The following is a 19942-nucleotide window of genomic DNA, read 5'->3' as shown; positions in this document are numbered from 1 at the left end:
CGACTACGTTGTGCTCGGTGGAAGGAAGCCGCGGGTGAACAGGTCGTGGGCGGCGGTCAGGTGACGTTGGGCGCGTGACAGTGAGATCTCGTGATGGCCGGGAAACAGCGCGTCAATGTCCAGAGTGGCCAGACGGGACAGGCTGCGCGCGTACTCCGGGACACGGCAGTCGTGCAGGTTCTGTAGTGAGATCCGGCCGCCGGTGAAGACGCAGTCGCCCGAGAACAGGGCCTGGTAGCGCGGGGTTTCGAGCAGGTAGCACGTGTGGCCGTCGGCGTGGCCCGGGGTCGCGATCGCGCTCAGGACCACACCGCCCAGGTCGATTCTGGTGCCGTCTGTGATGGGGACGACCGTCGGGCATGGTGGGAACTGGTAGTCGCAGGGGTACGTTCCGCCTGTTCGCGCCCGCTCCAGGCTGATCATCCGCTCGTCGCCCTTGGCGATCCAGCCGGCCGCCGGGGAAGCGGCCATGACGCGCAGGCCCGGGATCCGTTCCGCCAGGCCGGCCGCGCCGCCGGCGTGGTCCGCGTGGGCGTGGGTCAGCAGCAGGTACTCCGGCAGAGGTGGGTCCATGTTGCGGAGGATCGCGGCCACGTCGCGGCCTGCGCCCGCGTCCACCAGGGCCGCGGACCGTCCACCTTGGATCAGATAGACATGGCAGTCCAGCGGGTCGGTGAGGTCGAAGCCCGCCGCGCCGCTGCCCACCAGCCGCACGTGCTCCGTCAGTCGCACGCCGGGAACCTCCGCGCCAGGTCCACGACGATGTCGGCGGCCAGCCGGACATCCGCCAGCGCCACCGACTCCGTGGCGCTGTGTGCGTCCAGGATCGAACCCGGGCCGAAGACGACCGTCGGGATGCCGGCGCGGGCGATCTTGCTGGCGTCGGTGCAGAACGGCATGCCGTGCACGGTGGCGTCCCGTCCGTGGTCGGTCAGTGCCTGACCCAGCGCCGTGACGATGGGGCTGTCCGCCGGGGTGTCGAGCGCGTAGTCCACTGTGAACGGTGAGTCGACCTCGACCTGCCCCGGTAGCAGTGCCGAAAGCTCCTCGCCCTCGGTTTCCCATACCGTCAGCGGGTTCTCGCCGGGGAGCGTGCGCCGGTCGATGTCGATCTCGCACTGGCCGGGCACGATGTTGGGCCCGGTGCCGCCCTGGATGCGGGTCACGCACCGGGTCGCGGCGCCGAGGAGTGGGTGTTCCGGCAGGCGCGGTGGGTTCGCGTCCACATGCGACAGCACGCGGGTCATGAGCGACACCGCGTTCACCGCCTCGGCCGGGCGGGAGGTGTGGCCGGCCTGCCCGAGCGTCCGCACCGTGTACCTGACGACGCCCTTGTGCGCGGTCGCCGGCACCAGGTCCGTCGGCTCGCCGACCACCGCACCGACCACCGCGGCGGGCAGTCCGTCCAGCAGGCTCAGCACGCCCCGGTAGAGGTGCTCCTCGTCGACCACGCCGGCGAACACCACCGTGTACGGCGGCGTCGGTCCGGCGGCCAGTTCCGCGCACGCCATCATGAACGCCGCGAGCGAGCCCTTCGCGTCGCACGCGCCGCGGCCGAAGAGCCTGCCGTCACGTACCTCCGCCGCGTACGGGTCTACTGTCATGCCGTCCGTCTCCACCGTGTCCAGGTGGGACTCCAGCAGAATCGCCTTCGGGTCCCGGCCCGGCACGACCGCCACGACGTTGGGCCTGCCCGGGAGCACCTCGTGCAGCCGCGCGGTCACGCCTTGGTCGGTCAGCCAGTCCCGGACCACCTCGGCCACCGCCGCCTCGCCAGGGCCGGCGCCGTCCCGCGGGTTCACGCTCGGCGTGCGGATCAGGTCACGCAGCAAGGTTTTCATGTCGTGCGCCGTTCCCGTGCGTACGCCAGCAACAGCGCGATGATGAGCAGGCCCAGCGCCACCTGTCGCGGTCCCTCGTCCAGGTTCCACGCAACGAGCAAGGCGGTCAGCAGCGTCAGCAGCAACGCGCCGGCGACCGTGCCGAGCACGTGTCCCCGACCACCGAGGATGGACGTGCCGCCGAGGACCACCGCCGCGATCGACAGGAGCTGGTACGGGTTGCCCATCGTCAGTGAGCTGGTGCCGGTGAAACCAAGCAACACCAGGCCCGCAACACCCGCGAGCAGTGCGCACGCGGTGTACATCACGAACGTCGTGACCGGCACCGGCACACCCGAGGCCCGTGACGCCGGCTCGCTGTTGCCGAGCGCGAAGGCGTAACGCCCGAGACGGGACAGGTGAAGCAGCCACACGGCCGCCGCGGCGATCGCCAGCCACAGCACCGTGGCCAGCGGGACCCCCAGCACGTCGTCGTTGGCCAGTGCGTCCAGCAACGGGATCCGCGCGGAGCTGGGGGAGCCGTTGGTGTAGATCAGCAGCGCGCCGGCGATCACCGTGCCGGTCGCCAGCGTCATCACCATCGGCGGCAGGTGGAGCCAGATCAGTCCGGCGGCGTTGACGAGTCCGACGAGGACACTGACCGCGAGCGCCACCATGATGCCGGTGGCACCGTCCGAATCGGACGCCACCCGCGCGCAGACCACCGCGGACAGCGCCACCACCGCCGACACGGACAGGTCGATGCCGCTCATCATCACGACCAGCGTCTGTCCTACCGCGACGATGCCGAGGAAGGACGCGGTCTGGATCAGGTACCGCACGCTGGCGATGCTGTCGAAACCCTGTGCGAACAGGACCGCGGCCAGCCAGACCAGCGCCAGCACCCCGAACGACCACGCGGCACGGTTGTCCCGCAGGAGCGCACGCATCACGCCACCCTCTCCCGCGTCGCCAGTGTCTTCACCGCGACCGCGACGACCAGCACCACGCCCTGCAGGATCATCTGGTAGAACGTCGAGATCCCGGTGAACAGCAACAGGTTCGTGAGCAGTCCCAGCAGCAGCGCGCCGAGCACGGTGCCGCGCATCTGCCCGACCCCGCCGAAGAAGCTGATGCCGCCGAGCACGGCCACCGCGATCGAGTTCAGCGTGTACGGCACGCCGATGGTCGGGTCGCCGGACCCGGTCTGGATGGCGAGTCCGATCCCGGCGAGGCCGACGAAGAACCCGGCGAAGCCGTACGCGAGGATCTTGGTCCGCCCGGTGGCGATGCCGTTGGCGTACGCGCCGTGCTCGTTGCCGCCGACCGCGTACACGGCCATCCCGAACCTGGTGCTGCGGACCAGTTTCCACCCCACCAGCGCGATCGCGATCGCCACGGCCGGCAGCGCGATCCCGTGCCAGCCCATGTTGTAGGCACGGACCAGACCGGACGGCACGTGCCCGCCAGGCTGCGGCAACACGATCAGCGTGACCCCGCCCCACAGGAACGACGCGGCGAGCGTGACGATGATGGGTGGCAGGCCGGCGTACGCGACGAGCACGCCATTGGCCGCGCCGGCCAGCACGGTGACGACCAGCGCCAGCGCCATCGCGAGGAGCACGCCGCCGGCGTCGTCGGTTGCGGTGACCACGAAGACCGCCATCCCGAGCGAGAGCACCGCGCCGAGCGACAGGTCGATGCCGCCGGTCAGCATCACGATGGTCTGCCCGACCGCGGCCAGGATCAGCGGCAGGAACTGCGCCGACAGGATCGTGATCGTCGACGGGTCCAGCAGCGTGGGGTCGAGCTGCTGGTAGGCGAACAGGACCACGACGAGCAGCCCGCACAGGCCCACCAGGTCCAGTCGCGCGCGAAGGAACTCAGGCATGGGTCACCTCGCGCCCGACCACCGAGGCGTGCACGAGCCGTTCCTCGGTCAGGTCTTCTCCATGGAGCAGGTCGACGACCGTGCCCTCGTACATGACGGCCACCTCGTCACACAGTCCCACCAGCTCCATCGTGTCCCCGGACGTGACCAGCACTGCCATGCCGTCGTCGGCCAGCCCACGCAGCAGGTGGTAGATCTCCCGTTTTGTGCCCACGTCGATGCCCCGCGTGGGTTCGGCGAGCAGCAGCACCCGTGGGTTGGTGGGCAGCCACTTGGCCAACGCCACCTTCTGTTGGTTGCCGCCGGACAGCCGCCGCACCTCCTGCGCGGGCGAGGACGCCTTCACCCGCATCCGCTCGATCAGATCGGCGACGAGCCGTGCCTCGCGCTGGCGGGAGACCGTGGTCAGCGTGCGGCCCGGGGCGAGCACACGCAGGCTGGGCAGCGCCAGGTTCGTGCGGACGCTCTGTGTCACGTGCAGTCCCTCGGCCTTGCGGTCCTCGGGCACGTAACCGATGCCGCGGCGGATCGCCTCGCGCGGGGCGGACAGCCGACACGGCCGACCGTCCATCTCGATCTGTCCACTGTGGCGTCTCAGACCGAAGAGCGCGCGGAGCACCTCCCGCTGGCCCTGGCCCTGCAGCCCGCCCAGCCCGACGATCCGGCCAGGAACCAGGTCCAGGTCGATGCCCTCACACGCGCTGGGCACCGACAGCCCTCGTGTCCGCAACACCGGCTCCATCCGCGTGTCCCGGGCCGCCTTCGCCGGGAACATGTCGGACAGCTCCCGCCCGACCATGAGCCGGACCAGGTCGTCGTGGTCTGTCTCCTCCCGGTCCCGGGTGGTGACGACCTCCCCGTCCTTGAGGACGGTGAGCCGGTCGCTGATCGCGAGCAACTCACCCATGCGGTGGCTCACGATCACCACGGACCGCCCGCGCTCGCGGAGGTCGTCTACCACCCGGAAGACTGCGTTGACCTGGTCGTCGTCCAGAGCCGAGGTGGCCTCGTCGAGGATCAGCAGGCGCGGGTCCGAGGTCAGCGCCTTGGCCAGCTCGACCAGCTGCCGCACGCCGAGCGGTAGCCGGCCGACCCTCGTGCGCGGATCCACGTCGACGCCGACCCGCGCCAGCAGCGGGCGGGCCTTCGCCACCAGGTCCCGGTGACGCACCAGACCGTGCCGGGTGGGCCAGGCGCCGAGGAACACGTTCTCGGCGACGGTCTGGTGCGGGTTGAGGCTCAGCTCCTGGTGCACCGAGGCGATGCCGGCGGCCCGGGCGCGGTGGGGCGACCACGCCCGGACCGGCTCACCCGCGTACCGGATGGTGCCGGAGTCGGGTGCCAGCAGACCGGTGATCAGCGACAGGACGGTGCTCTTCCCGGCGCCGTTCTCGCCGACCAGGGCGAGCACCTCACCGGTGCGGATCTCGAAGCTCACGTCGCGGAGGACTCGCACCCCGGCGAAGGACTTCGACACCTTCTCGACGCTCAACGACACGGTCAACTCGGTGCTCCCGTTACTCGGCGATCAGCTTGTCGATGTCGCTCTGCGAGATCATCTGGATCGGGTAGGAGTCGTCGGGCTGGTCGGTCTTGACGTACTGGTCGAGGTTGTCGTCGGTGATCTCCGGCAGCGGCACCGTGATGTCGGACGGCACGGACTTGCCACCGGCCTTGGCCACCGCGGCCCGCAGCGCGATCACGCCGAGGTAGTTGGGCTGCGCGGTGGCGAGCGAGGAGAACCCGGACGCCTTCTTCTCCGCCCACATCTTCAGGAAGCCGTTGTAGTTCTCACCGGTGATCGGGACGAGCGTGGCGTTCTGCTTGACCAGTGTCTGGAACGCGGCCGCGGACAGGGCGCCACCCTGGGAGAACACGCCGTTGATCGTCGGGTTCGCCTGGTACGCCGATGCGAACGCCTGCGCGGCCGGGGCCAGGTTGTACTCGCTGTGCACGTTCGCGACGACCTTGATGCCCGGGTACTTCTTGAAGACGCCCTCGGCGCCCTTCCAGCGGTCCTCGCTCACGGACACGCCCGCCGGGCCGTTCATCGCGATGATCTGGCCCTGGCCACCGAGCTTGTCGGCCAGCCACTGCGCCATCATGCGACCCCACTCGACCTGGTCGGTGCCGACCCGGATGACCTTTTCGCTGGTCACGAGGCTGTCGAAGTTGGCGACCACGATGCCGGCGTCCACTGCCTGCTCGAGGACCGGGTTCAGCGCGGTGGACGATCCGGCGTCGACCAGGATCACGTCATACTTCTGCTGGATCATCGCGCGGATCTGCGCGATCTGCTGGGAGGTGTCGCCGTTGGCGTTGAACGTCTCGTAGCTCGCGACCGTGCCGGCGCTCTTCAGCTTCTCGACGTCGTCTTCGATCATCCCGAGCGTCTGCTGCATCCAGGACGGCGCGAGGTAGATGGTGGACCAGCCGACCTTGAGACCGCCGTCGGACCCGCTGTCGCTGGCCTCGCTGGAGTCGACACCGCAAGCCCCTGTGGTCAGTACTGCCGCGAAGGCCATCGCCATCAACGCGCGTCGCGTGAATCGGGCTCTCATGGACTCTCCTCAACGAGCTATGTTCGTAAGTGGTTCGCAAGGCGAATGTGCGATAGCCTGCGCCTACGAGGCCTACGCCGTCAATAGGGAGTTCGTTAAGACCCGGCAACGGTGTAGCTTGAGTGGGAACCACTTCCGAACCTAGGTCGTATAGAGGTGCCATGCCGATCGTGCTCGGACTCGTCCTCCACGAGAGTCACCGGACCGTCTACGAGGAGGCGGCGCGGACGCTGTCCGGTGTGCGGCTGGAGTGGATCGGCTACCAGCACGAGGACGAGATCCGTCCTCGGGTCGAAGACCTGTTCGGCAGGCTGCACGTGGACGGGCTCATGCTCGGTCAGGTCCCGTTCGCCCGGGTCCGGGACGTGATCCCGGCCGACGTTTCGGTGACCGTGACCCGGTCCGCCGGCCTCGACCTGTCCGTCGCCCTGTTCCGCGCGGCCGCCCGCGGCTGGCGGGCCACGCCCGTCAGCATCGACACCTTCGACCCGGAGACGGTCGACGAGGTGGTGCGGGCGCTCGAGATCGAGCGTGACCAGGTGAGCTGCCTGCCCTACGACCCGGCGCAGACCGTCGACGAGATCGTCGACTTCCACCGGACGTTCACGGCGAACACGGGCGCGGAGTACGCGATCAGCGTGCGCACCGCGGTCACCGCACGGTTGACCGAGACCGTCCCGGTGCTGAACGCGCATCCCGGCTCGTCCACGATCAGGGCCAACCTGCACGAGCTCGCACTGCGGGTCCAGTCGCAGAAGGCCGACGCGTCCCGGTTCGCCGCCGGCGTGTTCATGGTCGTCAACCAGGACGTGCAGTCCGATGTGGACAGAGCACGGATCGGGTTGATGAACCTGCTCGTCAACGCGCCGGAGTTCAGTGACGCGTGGATCGAGAACCGGGACCGCAGGGGTGTGGTGGCGTTCGCGCACCGCGCGCTCTTCGAGCAGGCCACCGACAACTGGGTCTCGATGTCGATTCTCGGCCGGGCGCAACAGACTCTGGGCATCCGCGTGGCGGCAGGCTTCGGTGTCGGCGCGTCCGCCCGCACCTGTGTCCAGCTGGCCGAGTGGGCGGCGGCGCGGGCCGAGCAGGAGAGCGCGCCGGCGGCGTACCTGGTCGAGGACGGTGGGGTGATCATCGGTCCGATGGGCGGCTCGGACTCCGGCACTCCGCTGAACTACACGTACCGCGAACACGGCGGCAACTTCGAGGAGCTCGCCCGTCGCGCCGGGCTGTCCGCCGCGACGCTCTCGCGGCTCGCCGCGCTGGAACGCAGCCTGCAGGGCCGGCCCATCTCACCGAGCGACCTGGCCTCCTCGCTCGGCATCACGGATCCCAGCGGGCGCAGGCTGATCCGTAAACTGGGGGAGTCGGGCTTGGTCACCGAGGAGGGCAGCGCGCAGTTGCACCGCAAGGGGCGGCCCACCCGCCTGTACCGGCTCGGTATCGGGGCGGCCGCCGCGGAGGACGAGCGCGATGACCAGCGCGCGTGACGACGGCGTGGCAGCGGAGGGAAGTGGAGCGAGCCAGTGAGCGCAGACCTGTTGCTCAGCGGCGGTGACGTCGTCGATGTCGGCGGCGGGCACGTCGGCCGGTTCGACATCGCGGTCCGCGGTGGCCGGATCGCTGCCGTGGCACCGGATCTGCCGCACGAGGCGGCCCAGGAGGTCATCGACGTCACCGGCAAGCTGGTCACCCCCGGCCTGGTCGACATGCACACCCACGTGCACCCCGGCGCCACGTACTGGGGCATCGACCCCGACCCGATCGCCTGGTACTCGGGCGTCACCACCTGGGTCGACGCCGGGTCGGCCGGCGCGTACACGCTCGACTCGCTGCGCGCGGCGGCGCGTTCGTTCCGGGTGCGGACCGCGGCGCTGCTGAACATCTCCTCGGTCGGTCTCACCGCGGCGGACGGCGAGTGCCGCGAACTGTCCAACTGCGACATCGACCTGGCCACCGCGACCGTGGCGGCCAACCGCGACCTCGTCGTCGGCGTGAAGGTGCGCATGGACGGCAAAACCGTTGGCGCGAACGGGTTGGAGCCGCTGCGACGCGCACTCGCGGTCGCGTCGGCCGGTGGTGTCCCGGTCATGGTGCACATCGGCGTCGAACCGCCCACAGTGGACGAAGTGCTCGGGCTGCTGCGCCCCGGCGACATCGTCACGCACTGCGCCAGCGGGCTGGCCAGCGGCATGCTCGACGGGAGCGGGCTCGCCCCGGCGGTCCGCGAGGCCCACGCGTCCGGCGTGCTCTTCGACATCGGGCACGGCTCCGGCGGGTTCGCCTTCGACGTCCTCGAAGCGCAGCTGGCGGCTGGGGTCGTGCCGCACACGATCTCCTCCGACCTGCACGCGCGGTGCCTCTATGGTCCGGTTTTCGACCTGCCCACCACGATGACCAAGCTGCTCGCCGTCGGGATGACCATCGAGCAGGTGGTCGCCGCGGCGACCGTGCGGCCCGCCGAGGCACTGGGGCTGCCCGACGGCGCCGGCACGCTGGCCGTCGGCGCTCCGGCGGACCTCGCGGTGTTCTCCGTGGAGGAGGGCGACTTCGCGGTGGCCGACTCGCACCGGCAACGGCGCACCGCGCATCGGAGACTCGTCAACGACGCCACCTACGTCGCGGGCCGGCCGCTGCCGCCGCGGCTGCCGGAGGGACCCAGGCCGTGGATCCCACTCACCGCCGCCCAGCGGGCCGCGTTGCGGGAGCGTGACCGACGGGTGCGGGAACTGCTCCGCACTCCTCTTGTCGACGTGGACGGGCTGGCCGAGCAGTACCCGCGCACGTAGCCGAGTTCAGGAGAGTTCGTCCAGGAAGGCCTGCAACTCGGCGATACGGGGATGGTTCGGCGGTAGGCGGCTTTCGTAGTGCGCGAGGCATTCCCGGGTCAACCGCGCCGCCTCGGTCCTGGTGCCCTCGACGGCCACCACCCGCGCCAGGTTGGCGATCGACCGCACGGTGTTCGGATGGCCTCGGCCGAACATGCGCTCGCACTCCGCCACGTTGTCCCGCAACAGGCGGCCAGCCTCGGCGTACTCCTCAAGTCCAAAAAGGACGGTGGCGAGATTGTTCCGCACGTTCGTGGCGAAGTCCGTCTGGTCCGGTGTGCCCGTGACCGAGGCGAGCACGGCTCGGAACAGTTCGGCCGCCTCCGCGGCGTGTCCGAGCTGGAACATGGTGGCGGCGAGGTTGTTGCGGGCGATGGCGGCTTCCTCGCTGTCAGCGCCGAAGGTGCCTTCCGCGTCGGCCAACAGATCGCGGTACAGCACGGCCGCCTCCTCGAACCGGCCAGCTGACCGCAGCGCGTTCGCGGTGTTGTCGCGGCTGATCAAGGTGGACTTGTCCCTGGCGCCAAGGGATCTGGCCCGACGATCGGACACGTCCTCGTGCAGTGCCTGCGCTTCCGCTGGCCGGCCGAGCTCGGTGAGCACGACGCCGAGCGCCTGCGCGGTGCTGAGCGTGTCCTGGTGCTCGCTGCCCAGTATCCGTTCCTGGCCGGCGAGCGCGTCGCGAAGCAGCTCCTCGGCCAGCTCCAGGTTGCCGACGGCACACTGCATGTCGCCCGCCTCGTACATGGCGGTGAGCGTGTCGGGGTGATCCGGGCCGAGGTTGCGGTAGGTGAGCCGCGCGACGCGGTGCAGTAGTTCCGCCGCGTCCTTCTGCTGGCGGGGATCCTTCGACATGAGGTGTCCGACCTGCTGCATCGCCCTGACCGACTCCGGATGTTCCTCGCCGTGGCGTTGGACCGCCGTCCGCAACCGCAACCGCGCCGACGTGAGCGCGTCCGGAGTGATGGTGACCTCGCGCTGCTTGTCACCGCGTCGCCGCAGGAAACCCATGGCGCCCCCTCCTGTGGTGGACCCACCCTCGCACAGGCCAGTGGCCGTTCGCGCCGTCAGACGCCCGAATGCACCCAGCTGGCCCACTCTCTACTCTGTGGTACGTTATAGTGGTATTCGGTGTCACCGAGTACCAGTGTGGCTGGGAGGACCAGGATGGACGACCTGACGGAGATGCTGAAGGGCACGCTCGAGGGGTGTGTGCTCGAGATCATCGGCGGCGAGGAGACCTACGGGTACGCCATCACGCGTCGGCTGAACGAACTCGGCTTCGTCGACGTCATCGAGGGAACGGTGTACACGATCCTGCTGCGATTGGAGAAGAACGGGCTTGTCCAGGTCGCGAAACGACCGTCCGGGCTCGGCCCACCGCGCAAGTTCTACGCGCTCAATGACGCGGGGCGCGAAGAGCTCGCGAGGTTCTGGGCGAAATGGGAGTACGTCTCATCACGGATCGACAAGCTCAGGGAGGGCAAGGGATGAACTTCTGGGAGACCATCACCGGCAGCGATCTCACCAGGGAATGGAAGGCGTTCGAAGTCCGGGCCGCGGCATTGCCCGCCGACTACCAGGCCGCGTGGGAGAAGATCAAGATTTGTCTTTCTCCCTACTCGGACTTCACCGGCCGCAACCTGATGCCGATCGTCGACGGTGTCCTGGGCCTGCTCGAAGAGACGGCGTCCGATGGGCAGCGCGTTCACGAGGTGCTGGGTGACGACATCGAGGGGTTCTGCGCGGCGCTGGCCGGCGGTGAAGGAGCCCGGAGTTATCGCGACCGGTGGCGCGAGCAGTTGAACAGGAACGTCGCAAGGAAACTGGGCCGGCTCGGAGGTTGACGTGGGTATCCAAGACATCATCGAGGGCAAGAAGCAGTGGCGGGCGCACATGGCGCGGGTCAAAGCGCTCCCGAGGGACTACCAGATCGTGTACAAGGAGATCCAGCGGTACTTCTTCAAGGTCGGGCCGGTCGGGCTGGCTGACGGGCAGCTGCTCTCGGAGCTTCTCGATTTCTTCGAGGAGGGCGTCGCGGCCGACAAGGGAGTTCTGGAGCTCATCGGCGACGACGTCGCGGCCTTCTGTGACGGCCTGGTGAAAGACACGCGCACCTACGCGGACATCTACCAGGAGTCCATCGGCGGGGAACCTGGCACGGCCGGGAAGTAGTACCTGCCTGGCATCCGGTCTCCCGGCCATGTCGACCGGGAGACCGGTGCGGAGATCATCGTGTTGCCACGCAAGGAAGTCTGACGGCCTGCCTCACACGCCGGCCGAGACCGTCACCCCGGCGCCGACCTGTCGTGGCGTCGCGACGCCGGTCACCAGGTTGCCCGTCGAGGTGACCACCAGCCCGGCGCCCGACCCGCGCTGGTAGTTCAGGCCGACGCCCACTCCGTTGCCGCGCACCGTGTTGCCGATGACCGCGAGGTTGCCGGTGCCGTAGTTCACCCGTGTCTCGAGGAACGTCCCGGTGCCACCGGAGAAGTCGAAGACGCGGTTGCCGGACACAGTGGAGGCCGCGTCGCCCTGGATCGACAGCCGGATGCCGGACTCGACGAAGTCCTCCAGGTAGTTGTCGGTGATCGAGGAGCCGTACAACCGCTCGGCCCACAGGGCGACGCGACCGACGTCGTAGACGTGGTTGCCGCGCACGAGCCAGCCCGCGGCGTTGTCCATGCCGATGCCGTCGGTGCCGGCGCCGCCGATCCAGTTGTCCAGCAACTGCCAGTCGGTCACCGAGTTGCCGGTGTCCTCGACGTCGGTGGCGACGTCCTCCACGTTGATGCCGCGTGCGCCGGAGTCGTGGATGTGGTTGCCGACGATCCGGCCGTTGACCTGGGTGTTCGTCAGCGCCGTCCCGTTGGCCGACAGGTTGGTCACCCGGATGCCGTGCCGGGTGGCGTCCCGGATCACCACGTCCTCGACGACCGACTGCCACGACCGCAGCACCAGCGCGTCGTGGGCGCCGGGGTTGGCGGCGCCGTCCGCCAGCAGGGTCAGCGACCGGATGGTCACCGGTTCACCGGTCCACGGCACGTTGTCCAGGTAGGTGTCGCTGGCGAGCATCGCGTCCAGGTTGGCGCCGGCCGCCTGCTGGATGACCGCGCCGGTGCGGGAGACGCCCCGCAGCGTCCGGTTGCCCTCGAGCCTGATCGTGCCGTCGATCAGGCAGGTGCCCGACAGCACCACCTCGCCACCGGTCGCGGTCCCGCCGAGCGCGGCGTTGATCCGCTCGTCGTCGCCCGTGTTGTTGGCACACAACAACTCGACCCGGTCGTCACCCCATGCCTGGCCGCTCGACAGCACCGCGGCCACCAGCGCGATCACGAGGGCCAGCAATCCCGCGCGCCGTACCTGTCTCATGCTCGTCCTTTCGCACTCACGAAACACCAGAGGTCTAGACCACTCTCGATGCACAGTAGCGAAAGAAGCTAACCATGTTCAGGAGTAGTTCGACGAATATTGTCGTGATGCTGCCAGCGGGTCGGCGGTCAGGCTTGGCTGGCGTGGGACGCGAGGCGATCGGCGAGCGCGATGACGAGGTCGCGCAGTTCAGCGGGGCGCTCGATGACGAACGGCCGGTCGAGCGAGGCCAGTACCGGAGGCAACCAGTCGAGCCGTTCCGCCCGCAGCTCGACGCGCAGCCAGCGCTCGGTCGCCCGCTCCTCGCCTGCCGCGGGCGCGTGCTCCTCCAGGTTCGCGACACTGGCGGGAAGGTGGGCGCGGATCTGCTCGACCGTCCCGTGGATCCGCAAGGTCACCTCGTGCCGGTACTCGGCTGTGGCGAAGGCTGACAACAGGCGCTGTGCTGGGTCGGGCCCCGCAGGCGTTTCGAATGAGCCGGGCAGGGTGCGCGCGTCCGCGATGCGATCGAGCCGGAAGGTTCGGTCCGCGCCTATCTGGGCGTCCTTGCCCGTGACGTACCACCGGCCCGCATGGGCGACGATCCCGTACGCGTGCAGCGTGCGTTCGCTGCGCCGTCCGTCGCGGTCGGTGTAGCGGATCGAGACCGGTCGGCGGTGGCGCACCGCATCGGCGATGGTGAGCAGGACCCCGGCGTCCGGGGTGTCGAACTCGCCGGACTGATCCGTGAAGGCGAGGGATTCCAGGAGTGTGTCGAGGCGGCGGGCGATGTGCTTGGGCAGCACCCGCCGGATCTTCGCCGATGCCGTCTCGTTCGCGGTGTGCTGCGTCGTCGTCAGCCCTGCCCGGCGGCCGGCGACCAGGCCGAGCAGCACGGCCAGCGCCTCGTCGTCGCTGAGCATGAGCGGAGGCAAGCGGTACCCGGGGGCGAGCCGGTACCCGCCGTAGCGGCCGCGCACCGATTCCACGGGCACGTCCAGGTCGATCAGCTGGTCCACATACCGCCGCACGGTGCGCCCTTCGACGCCGAGCCGGTCGGCGAGTTCGGCCACCGTCCGGGTGCCGCCCGACTGCAGCAGCTCCAGGAGTGTCAGCACGCGGCCGGTTGGTCGAGGCACGTGCGTAGCCTAACGCGAATACAGGACCGATTCTGTCCACTATTTCTCCTAGCCTGCGACGTGCACGCCTCCAGCACAGCCAAGGAGATCCCCATGGACTTCGTCTCGATCCGCATCATCACCAGCGACGTGGCGCGCCTCGTCGAGTTCTACGAGCGAGCCACAGGAGTGCTGGCGACGTGGGCCACCGAGGACTTCGCCGAACTCAGGACCGTGGGCGCCACTCTCGCGATCGCCGGCACCCGCACCGTCCCGCTGTTCGCCCCGGGCTCTGCCCGCCCGGCGGACAACCACAGCGTGATCACCGAGTTCCTCGTCGACGACGTGGACCGCGTTCACCAGAACCTGACCGGCTTCGTCACCGACTTCGTCACCGAGCCCACCACGATGCCCTGGGGCAACCGGTCGCTGCTGTTCCGTGACCCCGACGGCAACCTCGTCAACTTCTTCACCCCCGTCACTCCGGCGGCCATCGAGAAGTTCGCACGCTGACGCTTGCGTCGACACGTACCTCTGCTGCTCCTGACCGGGAGTGTTGATCGCGCGTGCAACCTCCCAGGGGCCGACCGCGTTGTTACCCCGTCCAAGATCTGCAGGAGGATGCCGGTGGCCGGTTTCGATGAAGACTTCGCCGACTTCTACTCGGCGCGGTTCGACGCGGCGCGGCGTACCGCGTACGCGCTGTGCGGCGACTGGGTCGAGGCGGAGGAGCTGGTCCAGGGAAGCTTCGTCCGTTTGTACGCGAAGTGGCCACGCGTGGCCGGCGGCAACGCGGAGGGCTACCTGCGCACCACCCTTGTCCGGCTCTTCTTCGACACCAGGCGGCGGGGTCGCGCGAAGGAACTCCTGGTCGCCGAGGCGCCTGAGCGGTCGGAGCACTCGAGGGACATGGCGCGCGTCGACGAGCAGCAGTCGCTGCTGGCGGCACTACAGGACGTGCCACCCAGGCAGCGGGCAACGCTCGTGCTGCGCATCGTCCACGACCTGCCCGTCGAGCAGGTCGCGCAGGTGCTGCGGTGCTCGGCGGGCACGGTCAAAAGTCAACTGTCACGAGGGATACAGGCGTTGCGGGCGGCGTACCGCGACACCGACACACCGGAGCGGAGTGTGCGAGATGTGGGATGAGGATGGCCTCGGGGCCGCGTTGCGGGCCGAACTGGCGCAACGGACCCCGCCAAGGCCCCGCGGCGGGCTGGCCGACGCGGTCGCTCGTGGCCGGCGTCGGCGTCGGCGCCAGCAGTTCGGCACTGCGCTGGCGGCGGTGGTCGCGGTCGCCGGGGTGGCCACGGTCGCCGTCACCGCGGGAGCCCTGCCTTCCGGCGGTCAGGACGTCGCGGCGACCGGGACGTCCCAGACCGGGTCGACCCCGACCGAAGCGCCGTGGCCGCGGGCCGATCTGCCAGCGCACTCCCCGTCCACCACATGGACTCCGGCGGCGACCGCGCCACCACCGGCCGGCTGGCCGACCGAGCCAGTGCCCAGGTGCGAGATCCCCGACATCACCGACCGCGACCTGGACAGCGTCCGCGCCGACCTGTCGACGCTGCAAGATCGGGTCTTGCAGGCCCTGGCCGCGGTGAAGGGGCCGTGGGTCTGGCCCAGTTCGGCGTCGGCCCAGGGGCCGAGCAGCGTTCCGGTGGCTGGGCCCGATGGCGTGACGTCGGTCGGCGGCCTCCTGGTCGAGGAGAAGGTGCCGTCCACCAGGCCGAACACTCGCGACGCGTTCATCTACACCGCCGACGTGTCCGACGCCGAGGGCATCGGCAGCGTGGTGCTCACCTTCGGCCGGTTCACCGGTGATCCACTGACCGCGGCGGACGACCAGGCCTACGACATGGGCAACTGTCAGCCACCGAAACGGCACGTGCTGGCGGACGGGACCGTGTTGCAGATCTACGACGTGGTGCCGAGCGAACCGTTCGCGTCGCAGAACCAGACCCTGCGGATCTACCGGCCGGACGGACAGCTGTCCTCGCTGTCGGTGCGGAACTTCGGCAGTCCGGACTTCGAAACCAACCGGGACGATCCCGGAAACCCGCACCGGGTCGGCGCCGGCCGGCCGACGCTGCCGCTGACGGAAGCGCAACTCGCCGAACTGGGCCTGGCCCTGGTGGGTTGACCGTCAGTGACCTACTCGCCTGGAGCGGTGGGGTCGCCTAACCGCGGCGTGCGTGATCGCCCGCTGCGTAGCGTTTCCAGGTTGCGCCTGCCTCGGCGGCGAGCAGCTCGGCGCGGGCGGGATAGTAGCCGCCGAGGCAGGCGACGACGGCGGGTGGGGCTTGGATGAGCAGGTCGCGGATGGCGCGGGTGCGGCGGTTGAGGTTGGGGATGCCCAGCCGATGCAGCCGCAGCCGCAGTGAGCCCGGATGGAGGGGTTGGGCCGGCGCGCCGGCCGGGGAACAGCAGAGTGCTGGCGGGGTTGGTGGCGGTGGCCTGGTTCGACCGGGTGGCGATGTGAGCGAGCAACACGGTGGAGAACGGCGGGATGATCGGCACGGTCTTGCCGACGACGAGACGCAGTCGGACCTCGCCGATGACGAGTTCGACGTCGGCCACGGTGAGCCGCGCGATCTTGAGGGGTTGGGTGTGAGCAGGATCAAGAGCGCGACCACGCGGTTCTGCAACGGAATGTGTCGTCGTCGTGGACACGGCGGATCAGCTGCTGGTGGTGGTGAACCCACCGATCGATGTCGGGCTTCCCAGCATCCCCAGTTGGGTCGCACGCTGACCCATTGCTCCGATCACGCAGTCGCGAGTTCGCATCGGACGCGATCGGCGACCGTCGCGCGCACGGCGAGAGGTGTGCGCGCGAGGACGGTGGGGTCAGAGCATGGCGAGCCGGTCCACCAGTAGCTCCGTCCTCCGCTCGGTGTGCTCCGGCGGCAGCCGTCCCGCTCGGGTCAGTGTGGCCAGCCCGTGCAGGGACGCCCAGAACACCTCGGTGAACAGCCCCGGGTGGACGCCGTCGCCTGCGACCTCGCCGAGGGTCTCCAGCAGGGCGGCGAAGGCGTCCTTCAGTGGTTCTGGAGTGTCCGCCTTCGCGAACGCCAGGCCGCCGTCGAGCTGGAACATGGCGTCGTAGACCGCCGGGTTGCGTGCGGCGAAGTCGAGGTAGGCGCGGGCTAGGGCGGTGACCCGGGCGCGCGGACCGTCCGCGGCGGAGGCGGCCGCGGCCCGTACCGCCGCGGCCATCTCGGCGGCGCCTTCGAGGGCGACGGCGCCGATGATCTCGCGTTTGCCGCGGAAGTGGCTGTAGAGGACGGGCTGGCTGTATTCGATGCGCTCGGCGAGCCGGCGGGTGGTGACCGCGTCCCAGCCCTGCTGCTCGGCGAGTTCGCGGGCCGTCGCCACGATGAGGCGTTCGCGGTCCGCCCGTTCGCGCTCCTTGCGTTCCTGTACCGACACAATTCGATCCTAGCATCGCTAGACAAGCGAGCGACAGTAGGATTAGCGTTGACATGTCATCTATCAATGCTAGGAGTCGTCATGCTCAACGCACTCGAGGTGTTCACCACCGTGGTCGTCGGCCTGATGGTGGGGGTGGAGTTCTCCGTCGCCTTCGTCATCAACCCGATCCTCGACGCCCTTCCCGACGACAGCAGCCAACGCGGCCGCGCCCACGGGGGCCGGATGCTCGGTGCCGTGATGCCGTTCTGGTACATCGGCTCGCTCGTCCTCGTCGCGGTCTGGGCCATCGCCGGATGGCACCACGACGGCACCGGCCTCGTCGTCACTGGCGGCGCACTGCTGATCGTGAGCGTGATCATGTCGGTCCTGCTGCTCGTCCCGATCAACAACCGGGGCAAGACGTGGACCCCCGAGAACCGGCCAGAGGACTGGAAGGAGCAGATGAACCGCTGGGACCGCTTCCACTACGTCCGCGTCGCCGTCATCATCGCCGCCTTCGCCCTGCTGGTCGCCGCCCTCGCCTGAGCCCGCGGGCCGACACCGCACACGCGGGGCCACATGACCGACTTCGATACTGGCCCTACGCGCACGTCGTTCGGGGGTCGAGTGGTGCGCCGGCCGGCCAGGCGAGGTCCTCCTGTTCCAGGAAGCCGTCGGCGCGGATCTGGAGGATGGGCATGGCCTTGTTCGCGGGGTTGCCGTTCCGTTCGAGTGCGATCACGCCGGTCGCGCCAGGAATGGTGTTGGTGCACCGGAAACCGAGCAGGTAGTCGCTGACCGTGCTCGGATCGCTGGTGGCGAGCGGGTTCCGGCGAATCGCCGTGATGGCGGTGAGCGCCGCGTCGTGGCTCATCATGGCGTGCCCGTCGGCCAGGTCGACCTGGCCGAACCCGCTCTCGAGGAACATCTCCGTGAACGCGTCGTAGTTCTTGCGGTTGTCCGAGTCCGGTGGCGCGGTGTCCCACTGACCGTCGTGCGCGAGCGCGGTGTAGAACACCCGGAACCCGAGATGACCCGAAGCGGGCAGCGGCTTGCCGGCGATGTTGGCCGCGTCGTCGCCGGTCACGATGTCGAGCGACCGGATGCCGCACGAGCCGCCCTCCGCGAGCGCGGTCATGAAGGACACCAGGTCCGCGCTGCGCCCGGCGAAGACGACCACATCCGGGCGGTTCACACAGATGTCCGGGCGCATCTGCACGAACCGGTTCGTCATGTACTCGTCGCGTTGGGCGCCGTTGAGTTGCTGCCTCGGCGACCGGTACGGATCGGTGTACGGGATCCCGATCCCGACCCGGGACTCGTACTCGGCGGTGAACGCCGACGCCAGCGTCCTGCTGTAGCTGTCCTCCTCGTTCAGGTCGTGGACCAGCATCACCCGCTGGTAGCCGTGCGTGCCGAGGTAGGACACCATCGCCCGGGCCTCGTCGGTGTTGGTGGGGGCCACCCGGGCGAAGTGCTGGATGGGTCTGCCGTCGAGGTCGGTGTTCATGTCGTCGGCGGTGACGACCGAGCCGACGGTCGCGATGCCGGCGGAGGAGAGGGCGGCCACCGCCCGTCGGGTGTTGTCCAGGCTCTGCCCGATGCCGGTGACGGCGGCGATCCGCTCGGGCTCACGGGCCTTCTTGATCGCGTCCACGGCCTGTGGCCACCACTGCGCCCGGCTGCCGTAGCTGGCGAGCAGCAGCTTGATCTTCGGGTCGGTGCCGCCCGCGACGGACTCCTCGTTCGCGCGCCGCACCGCCGTCATCGCACCCTGGACGCGGTGCCGCAGGGGAGCGATCGTGTCGCTGTCCTGGCTCGGATCCGGGGTCATGTTGTCGAGCAGCACGATCGTGGTGGCCGAGCCGGTGATCTCCGCGTTCAGTGCGGACAACTCGCGGGTGAGGTCGGCGAGCGGGCCGTTGTCGGCGAAGCCGACGGAGTCGAGGTCCAGGCCAACGCAGGTCCGGGGTGTGCCGACCGCGTCCAGTCCAGGTCCGCAGGGAGCCGGCGGTTCGAGCGCAACCAACGTCAGCGACGTCGCCGCGATCACGACCGAGACCAGCGACGTGGAGCTGACCACCCAGTGCCGCCTCGGCCAGCGACGCGGGTGGACGAGACGACCGGACGAGTGACCCCAGCCGTGCAACGAACGGGTGAGACGCGAGAACCACCGCATGGCCGATCCGTTTCTGTGTGTGGGGGCGGTCAGTCGTGCAGGTCGCCGACGTCCGGCCTGCGCGACTGTGTGCGCAGGTCATGGAAGGCCTGGGAGATCACGTCGTGCAGCTCCTCGTCCGGCATGGCGAACGGGTTCGCCGAAAGCCACTTGGCGATGACGAGCCGGGTGACGATGTTGCCGATCGGCGGTCGTTCCGGCGGCGTGGTCGTGATGTGCCTGTCGACCAGCTCGTGATAGTGGTCGGCACTCGGGCAGTTGAGCGAAAGATTGTCCGGCGCCCTGGTCACCAGCCGGAGCCGGCCGGTCCAGTCCGCGTGGGGTTCGGTGTCGAAACTGGTCGTGAACGCCGACACCACGGCGCCGAACTGCCCGAGCGCCAGCCGGCAGTAGGCGTCGCGTGCCGGGTCTCCCTTGGTGTCCGGCTCTTCGAGCAGCGCCGTGAACTGGTCGAGATAGGACGGCAGGTCCTGCTCCGTGCCCCGTTCGACCAACGCCGACACCAGGGTGCGCGCCAGCCACGGATGCAGCTCGGCGTGGTCCGGGGTGGCGGCGTGGTCGGCGGGCACGATCACCCACAGGGACTCGCGAAGCTCGGTGAGGATGCGGCCGAGGCGGGGATGGGCGACGACGCTCGTCGCCTCCGCGGGCACCAGCCAGAGCGCGGTGGCGAACGGCGCGGCGCTGACGAGCTCGTCCGTGCCGATGGGCAGGCCGTCGGGGGTACGCCGGTCACCCGCGATCTCCGCCGCCCAGGAACGCCAGTGACCGGCTTCTGACGCG

The 19942-nt window shown here is 69.4% G+C and carries 20 protein-coding genes and 1 pseudogene; 9 read left to right on the top strand and 12 right to left on the bottom strand.

The window, feature by feature from the left end; translation table 11 throughout:
- Positions 1-3 precede the first annotated feature (3 nt).
- From VF106_RS02240 to VF106_RS02215, 6 genes are read right to left on the bottom strand one after another with little or no spacing between them, the layout of a single operon-like run.
- Positions 4-732 carry an MBL fold metallo-hydrolase gene (locus VF106_RS02240; protein ID WP_330837835.1) on the bottom strand — a complete coding sequence of 243 codons (729 nt, stop codon included), beginning with the start codon at positions 730-732 and terminating at the stop codon, positions 4-6.
- A complete protein-coding gene (locus VF106_RS02235; RefSeq protein WP_330837834.1) occupies positions 723-1841 on the bottom strand; it encodes a M20 family metallopeptidase in 1119 nt (372 codons plus the stop codon). The genes VF106_RS02240 and VF106_RS02235 overlap by 10 nt, the downstream gene beginning before the upstream one ends.
- Positions 1838-2770, bottom strand: coding sequence for an ABC transporter permease (locus VF106_RS02230; RefSeq protein ID WP_330837833.1), 933 nt, complete (start codon positions 2768-2770; stop codon positions 1838-1840). The genes VF106_RS02235 and VF106_RS02230 overlap by 4 nt, the downstream gene beginning before the upstream one ends.
- Positions 2770-3711 carry an ABC transporter permease gene (locus VF106_RS02225; RefSeq protein WP_330837832.1) on the bottom strand — a complete coding sequence of 314 codons (942 nt, stop codon included), beginning with the start codon at positions 3709-3711 and terminating at the stop codon, positions 2770-2772. The genes VF106_RS02230 and VF106_RS02225 overlap by 1 nt, the downstream gene beginning before the upstream one ends.
- Complete coding sequence (locus VF106_RS02220; RefSeq protein WP_330837863.1) at positions 3704-5209, bottom strand: sugar ABC transporter ATP-binding protein; 1506 nt, start codon at positions 5207-5209, stop codon at positions 3704-3706. The genes VF106_RS02225 and VF106_RS02220 overlap by 8 nt, the downstream gene beginning before the upstream one ends.
- 19 nt (positions 5210-5228) lie before the next feature.
- On the bottom strand, positions 5229-6272 hold the full coding sequence (locus tag VF106_RS02215; protein ID WP_330837831.1) for an ABC transporter substrate-binding protein: 1044 nt from the start codon (positions 6270-6272) through the stop codon (positions 5229-5231).
- Between the two features lie 161 nt (positions 6273-6433).
- Here VF106_RS02215 and VF106_RS02210 point away from each other — a divergent pair, with 161 nt between their 5' ends.
- Positions 6434-7765, top strand: coding sequence for a helix-turn-helix domain-containing protein (locus tag VF106_RS02210; RefSeq protein WP_330837830.1), 1332 nt, complete (start codon positions 6434-6436; stop codon positions 7763-7765).
- Between the two features lie 36 nt (positions 7766-7801).
- Positions 7802-9064 carry an amidohydrolase/deacetylase family metallohydrolase gene (locus VF106_RS02205; protein ID WP_330837829.1) on the top strand — a complete coding sequence of 421 codons (1263 nt, stop codon included), beginning with the start codon at positions 7802-7804 and terminating at the stop codon, positions 9062-9064.
- A 6-nt stretch (positions 9065-9070) separates the two neighbouring features.
- On the opposite strand, the gene VF106_RS02200 is transcribed toward VF106_RS02205, so the two are convergent.
- Positions 9071-10114, bottom strand: a complete 1044-nt coding sequence (locus VF106_RS02200) for a tetratricopeptide repeat protein (protein WP_330837828.1) — start codon at positions 10112-10114, stop codon at positions 9071-9073.
- A gap of 156 nt (positions 10115-10270) precedes the next feature.
- Here VF106_RS02200 and VF106_RS02195 point away from each other — a divergent pair, with 156 nt between their 5' ends.
- From VF106_RS02195 to VF106_RS02185, 3 genes are read left to right on the top strand one after another with little or no spacing between them, the layout of a single operon-like run.
- Entirely contained in the window at positions 10271-10597 is a 327-nt protein-coding gene (locus tag VF106_RS02195) for a PadR family transcriptional regulator (RefSeq protein ID WP_330837827.1), read from the top strand.
- Positions 10594-10950, top strand: a complete 357-nt coding sequence (locus VF106_RS02190; RefSeq protein WP_330837826.1) for a DUF1048 domain-containing protein — start codon at positions 10594-10596, stop codon at positions 10948-10950. Before VF106_RS02195 ends, VF106_RS02190 begins: the two co-directional genes overlap by 4 nt.
- A gap of 1 nt (position 10951) precedes the next feature.
- Complete coding sequence (locus VF106_RS02185; RefSeq protein ID WP_330837825.1) at positions 10952-11278, top strand: DUF1048 domain-containing protein; 327 nt, start codon at positions 10952-10954, stop codon at positions 11276-11278.
- Positions 11279-11371: 93 nt separating this feature from the next.
- Here the strand turns inward: VF106_RS02185 and VF106_RS02180 are convergent, their stop codons facing one another.
- Together VF106_RS02180 and VF106_RS02175 are read right to left on the bottom strand one after the other, a co-directional pair.
- The gene (locus tag VF106_RS02180; RefSeq protein ID WP_330837824.1) at positions 11372-12475 is read right to left on the bottom strand and encodes a right-handed parallel beta-helix repeat-containing protein; all 1104 of its coding nucleotides are present in this window, start codon (positions 12473-12475) and stop codon (positions 11372-11374) included.
- 128 nt (positions 12476-12603) lie between these two features.
- On the bottom strand, positions 12604-13593 hold the full coding sequence (locus tag VF106_RS02175) for a helix-turn-helix transcriptional regulator (RefSeq protein WP_330837823.1): 990 nt from the start codon (positions 13591-13593) through the stop codon (positions 12604-12606).
- Between the two features lie 93 nt (positions 13594-13686).
- Here VF106_RS02175 and VF106_RS02170 point away from each other — a divergent pair, with 93 nt between their 5' ends.
- From VF106_RS02170 to VF106_RS02160, 3 genes are all read left to right on the top strand, one after another.
- Entirely contained in the window at positions 13687-14085 is a 399-nt protein-coding gene (locus VF106_RS02170; RefSeq protein ID WP_330837822.1) for a VOC family protein, read from the top strand.
- A gap of 114 nt (positions 14086-14199) precedes the next feature.
- Positions 14200-14718, top strand: coding sequence for a SigE family RNA polymerase sigma factor (locus VF106_RS02165; protein ID WP_330837821.1), 519 nt, complete (start codon positions 14200-14202; stop codon positions 14716-14718).
- Entirely contained in the window at positions 14708-15712 is a 1005-nt protein-coding gene (locus VF106_RS02160) for a hypothetical protein (protein ID WP_330837820.1), read from the top strand. The genes VF106_RS02165 and VF106_RS02160 overlap by 11 nt, the downstream gene beginning before the upstream one ends.
- Positions 15713-16416: 704 nt before the next feature.
- Here VF106_RS02160 and VF106_RS02155 read toward each other — a convergent pair.
- Positions 16417-16998 carry a TetR/AcrR family transcriptional regulator gene (locus VF106_RS02155; RefSeq protein ID WP_330837819.1) on the bottom strand — a complete coding sequence of 194 codons (582 nt, stop codon included), beginning with the start codon at positions 16996-16998 and terminating at the stop codon, positions 16417-16419.
- An 81-nt stretch (positions 16999-17079) separates the two neighbouring features.
- Here VF106_RS02155 and VF106_RS02150 point away from each other — a divergent pair, with 81 nt between their 5' ends.
- Positions 17080-17526 carry an anthrone oxygenase family protein gene (locus VF106_RS02150; RefSeq protein WP_330837818.1) on the top strand — a complete coding sequence of 149 codons (447 nt, stop codon included), beginning with the start codon at positions 17080-17082 and terminating at the stop codon, positions 17524-17526.
- 55 nt (positions 17527-17581) lie between these two features.
- Here the strand turns inward: VF106_RS02150 and VF106_RS02145 are convergent, their stop codons facing one another.
- Together VF106_RS02145 and VF106_RS02140 are read right to left on the bottom strand one after the other, a co-directional pair.
- Positions 17582-19159, bottom strand: coding sequence for an ABC transporter substrate-binding protein (locus VF106_RS02145; RefSeq protein ID WP_330837817.1), 1578 nt, complete (start codon positions 19157-19159; stop codon positions 17582-17584).
- Positions 19160-19188: 29 nt separating this feature from the next.
- A pseudogene (locus VF106_RS02140) lies at positions 19189-19942 on the bottom strand (hypothetical protein); the annotation flags it as partial.

It is taken from the genome of Actinophytocola sp., from assembly GCF_036378875.1.
Taxonomy (GTDB): domain Bacteria; phylum Actinomycetota; class Actinomycetes; order Mycobacteriales; family Pseudonocardiaceae; genus Actinophytocola.
Note: the sequence above shows the minus strand (reverse complement) of the source record. Positions and strands in the feature narration are given on the sequence as shown.

Coding starts and splice junctions, on each gene's coding strand:
- VF106_RS02150 (WP_330837818.1), top strand. CDS start 17,080: ATGCTCAACGCACTCGAGGTGTTCACCACCGTGGTCGTCGGCCTGATG.
- VF106_RS02180 (WP_330837824.1), bottom strand. CDS start 12,475: ATGAGACAGGTACGGCGCGCGGGATTGCTGGCCCTCGTGATCGCGCTG.
- VF106_RS02200 (WP_330837828.1), bottom strand. CDS start 10,114: ATGGGTTTCCTGCGGCGACGCGGTGACAAGCAGCGCGAGGTCACCATC.
- VF106_RS02145 (WP_330837817.1), bottom strand. CDS start 19,159: ATGCGGTGGTTCTCGCGTCTCACCCGTTCGTTGCACGGCTGGGGTCAC.
- VF106_RS02190 (WP_330837826.1), top strand. CDS start 10,594: ATGAACTTCTGGGAGACCATCACCGGCAGCGATCTCACCAGGGAATGG.
- VF106_RS02170 (WP_330837822.1), top strand. CDS start 13,687: ATGGACTTCGTCTCGATCCGCATCATCACCAGCGACGTGGCGCGCCTC.
- VF106_RS02215 (WP_330837831.1), bottom strand. CDS start 6,272: ATGAGAGCCCGATTCACGCGACGCGCGTTGATGGCGATGGCCTTCGCG.
- VF106_RS02195 (WP_330837827.1), top strand. CDS start 10,271: ATGGACGACCTGACGGAGATGCTGAAGGGCACGCTCGAGGGGTGTGTG.
- VF106_RS02225 (WP_330837832.1), bottom strand. CDS start 3,711: ATGCCTGAGTTCCTTCGCGCGCGACTGGACCTGGTGGGCCTGTGCGGG.
- VF106_RS02230 (WP_330837833.1), bottom strand. CDS start 2,770: ATGCGTGCGCTCCTGCGGGACAACCGTGCCGCGTGGTCGTTCGGGGTG.
- VF106_RS02235 (WP_330837834.1), bottom strand. CDS start 1,841: ATGAAAACCTTGCTGCGTGACCTGATCCGCACGCCGAGCGTGAACCCG.
- VF106_RS02160 (WP_330837820.1), top strand. CDS start 14,708: ATGTGGGATGAGGATGGCCTCGGGGCCGCGTTGCGGGCCGAACTGGCG.
- VF106_RS02210 (WP_330837830.1), top strand. CDS start 6,434: ATGCCGATCGTGCTCGGACTCGTCCTCCACGAGAGTCACCGGACCGTC.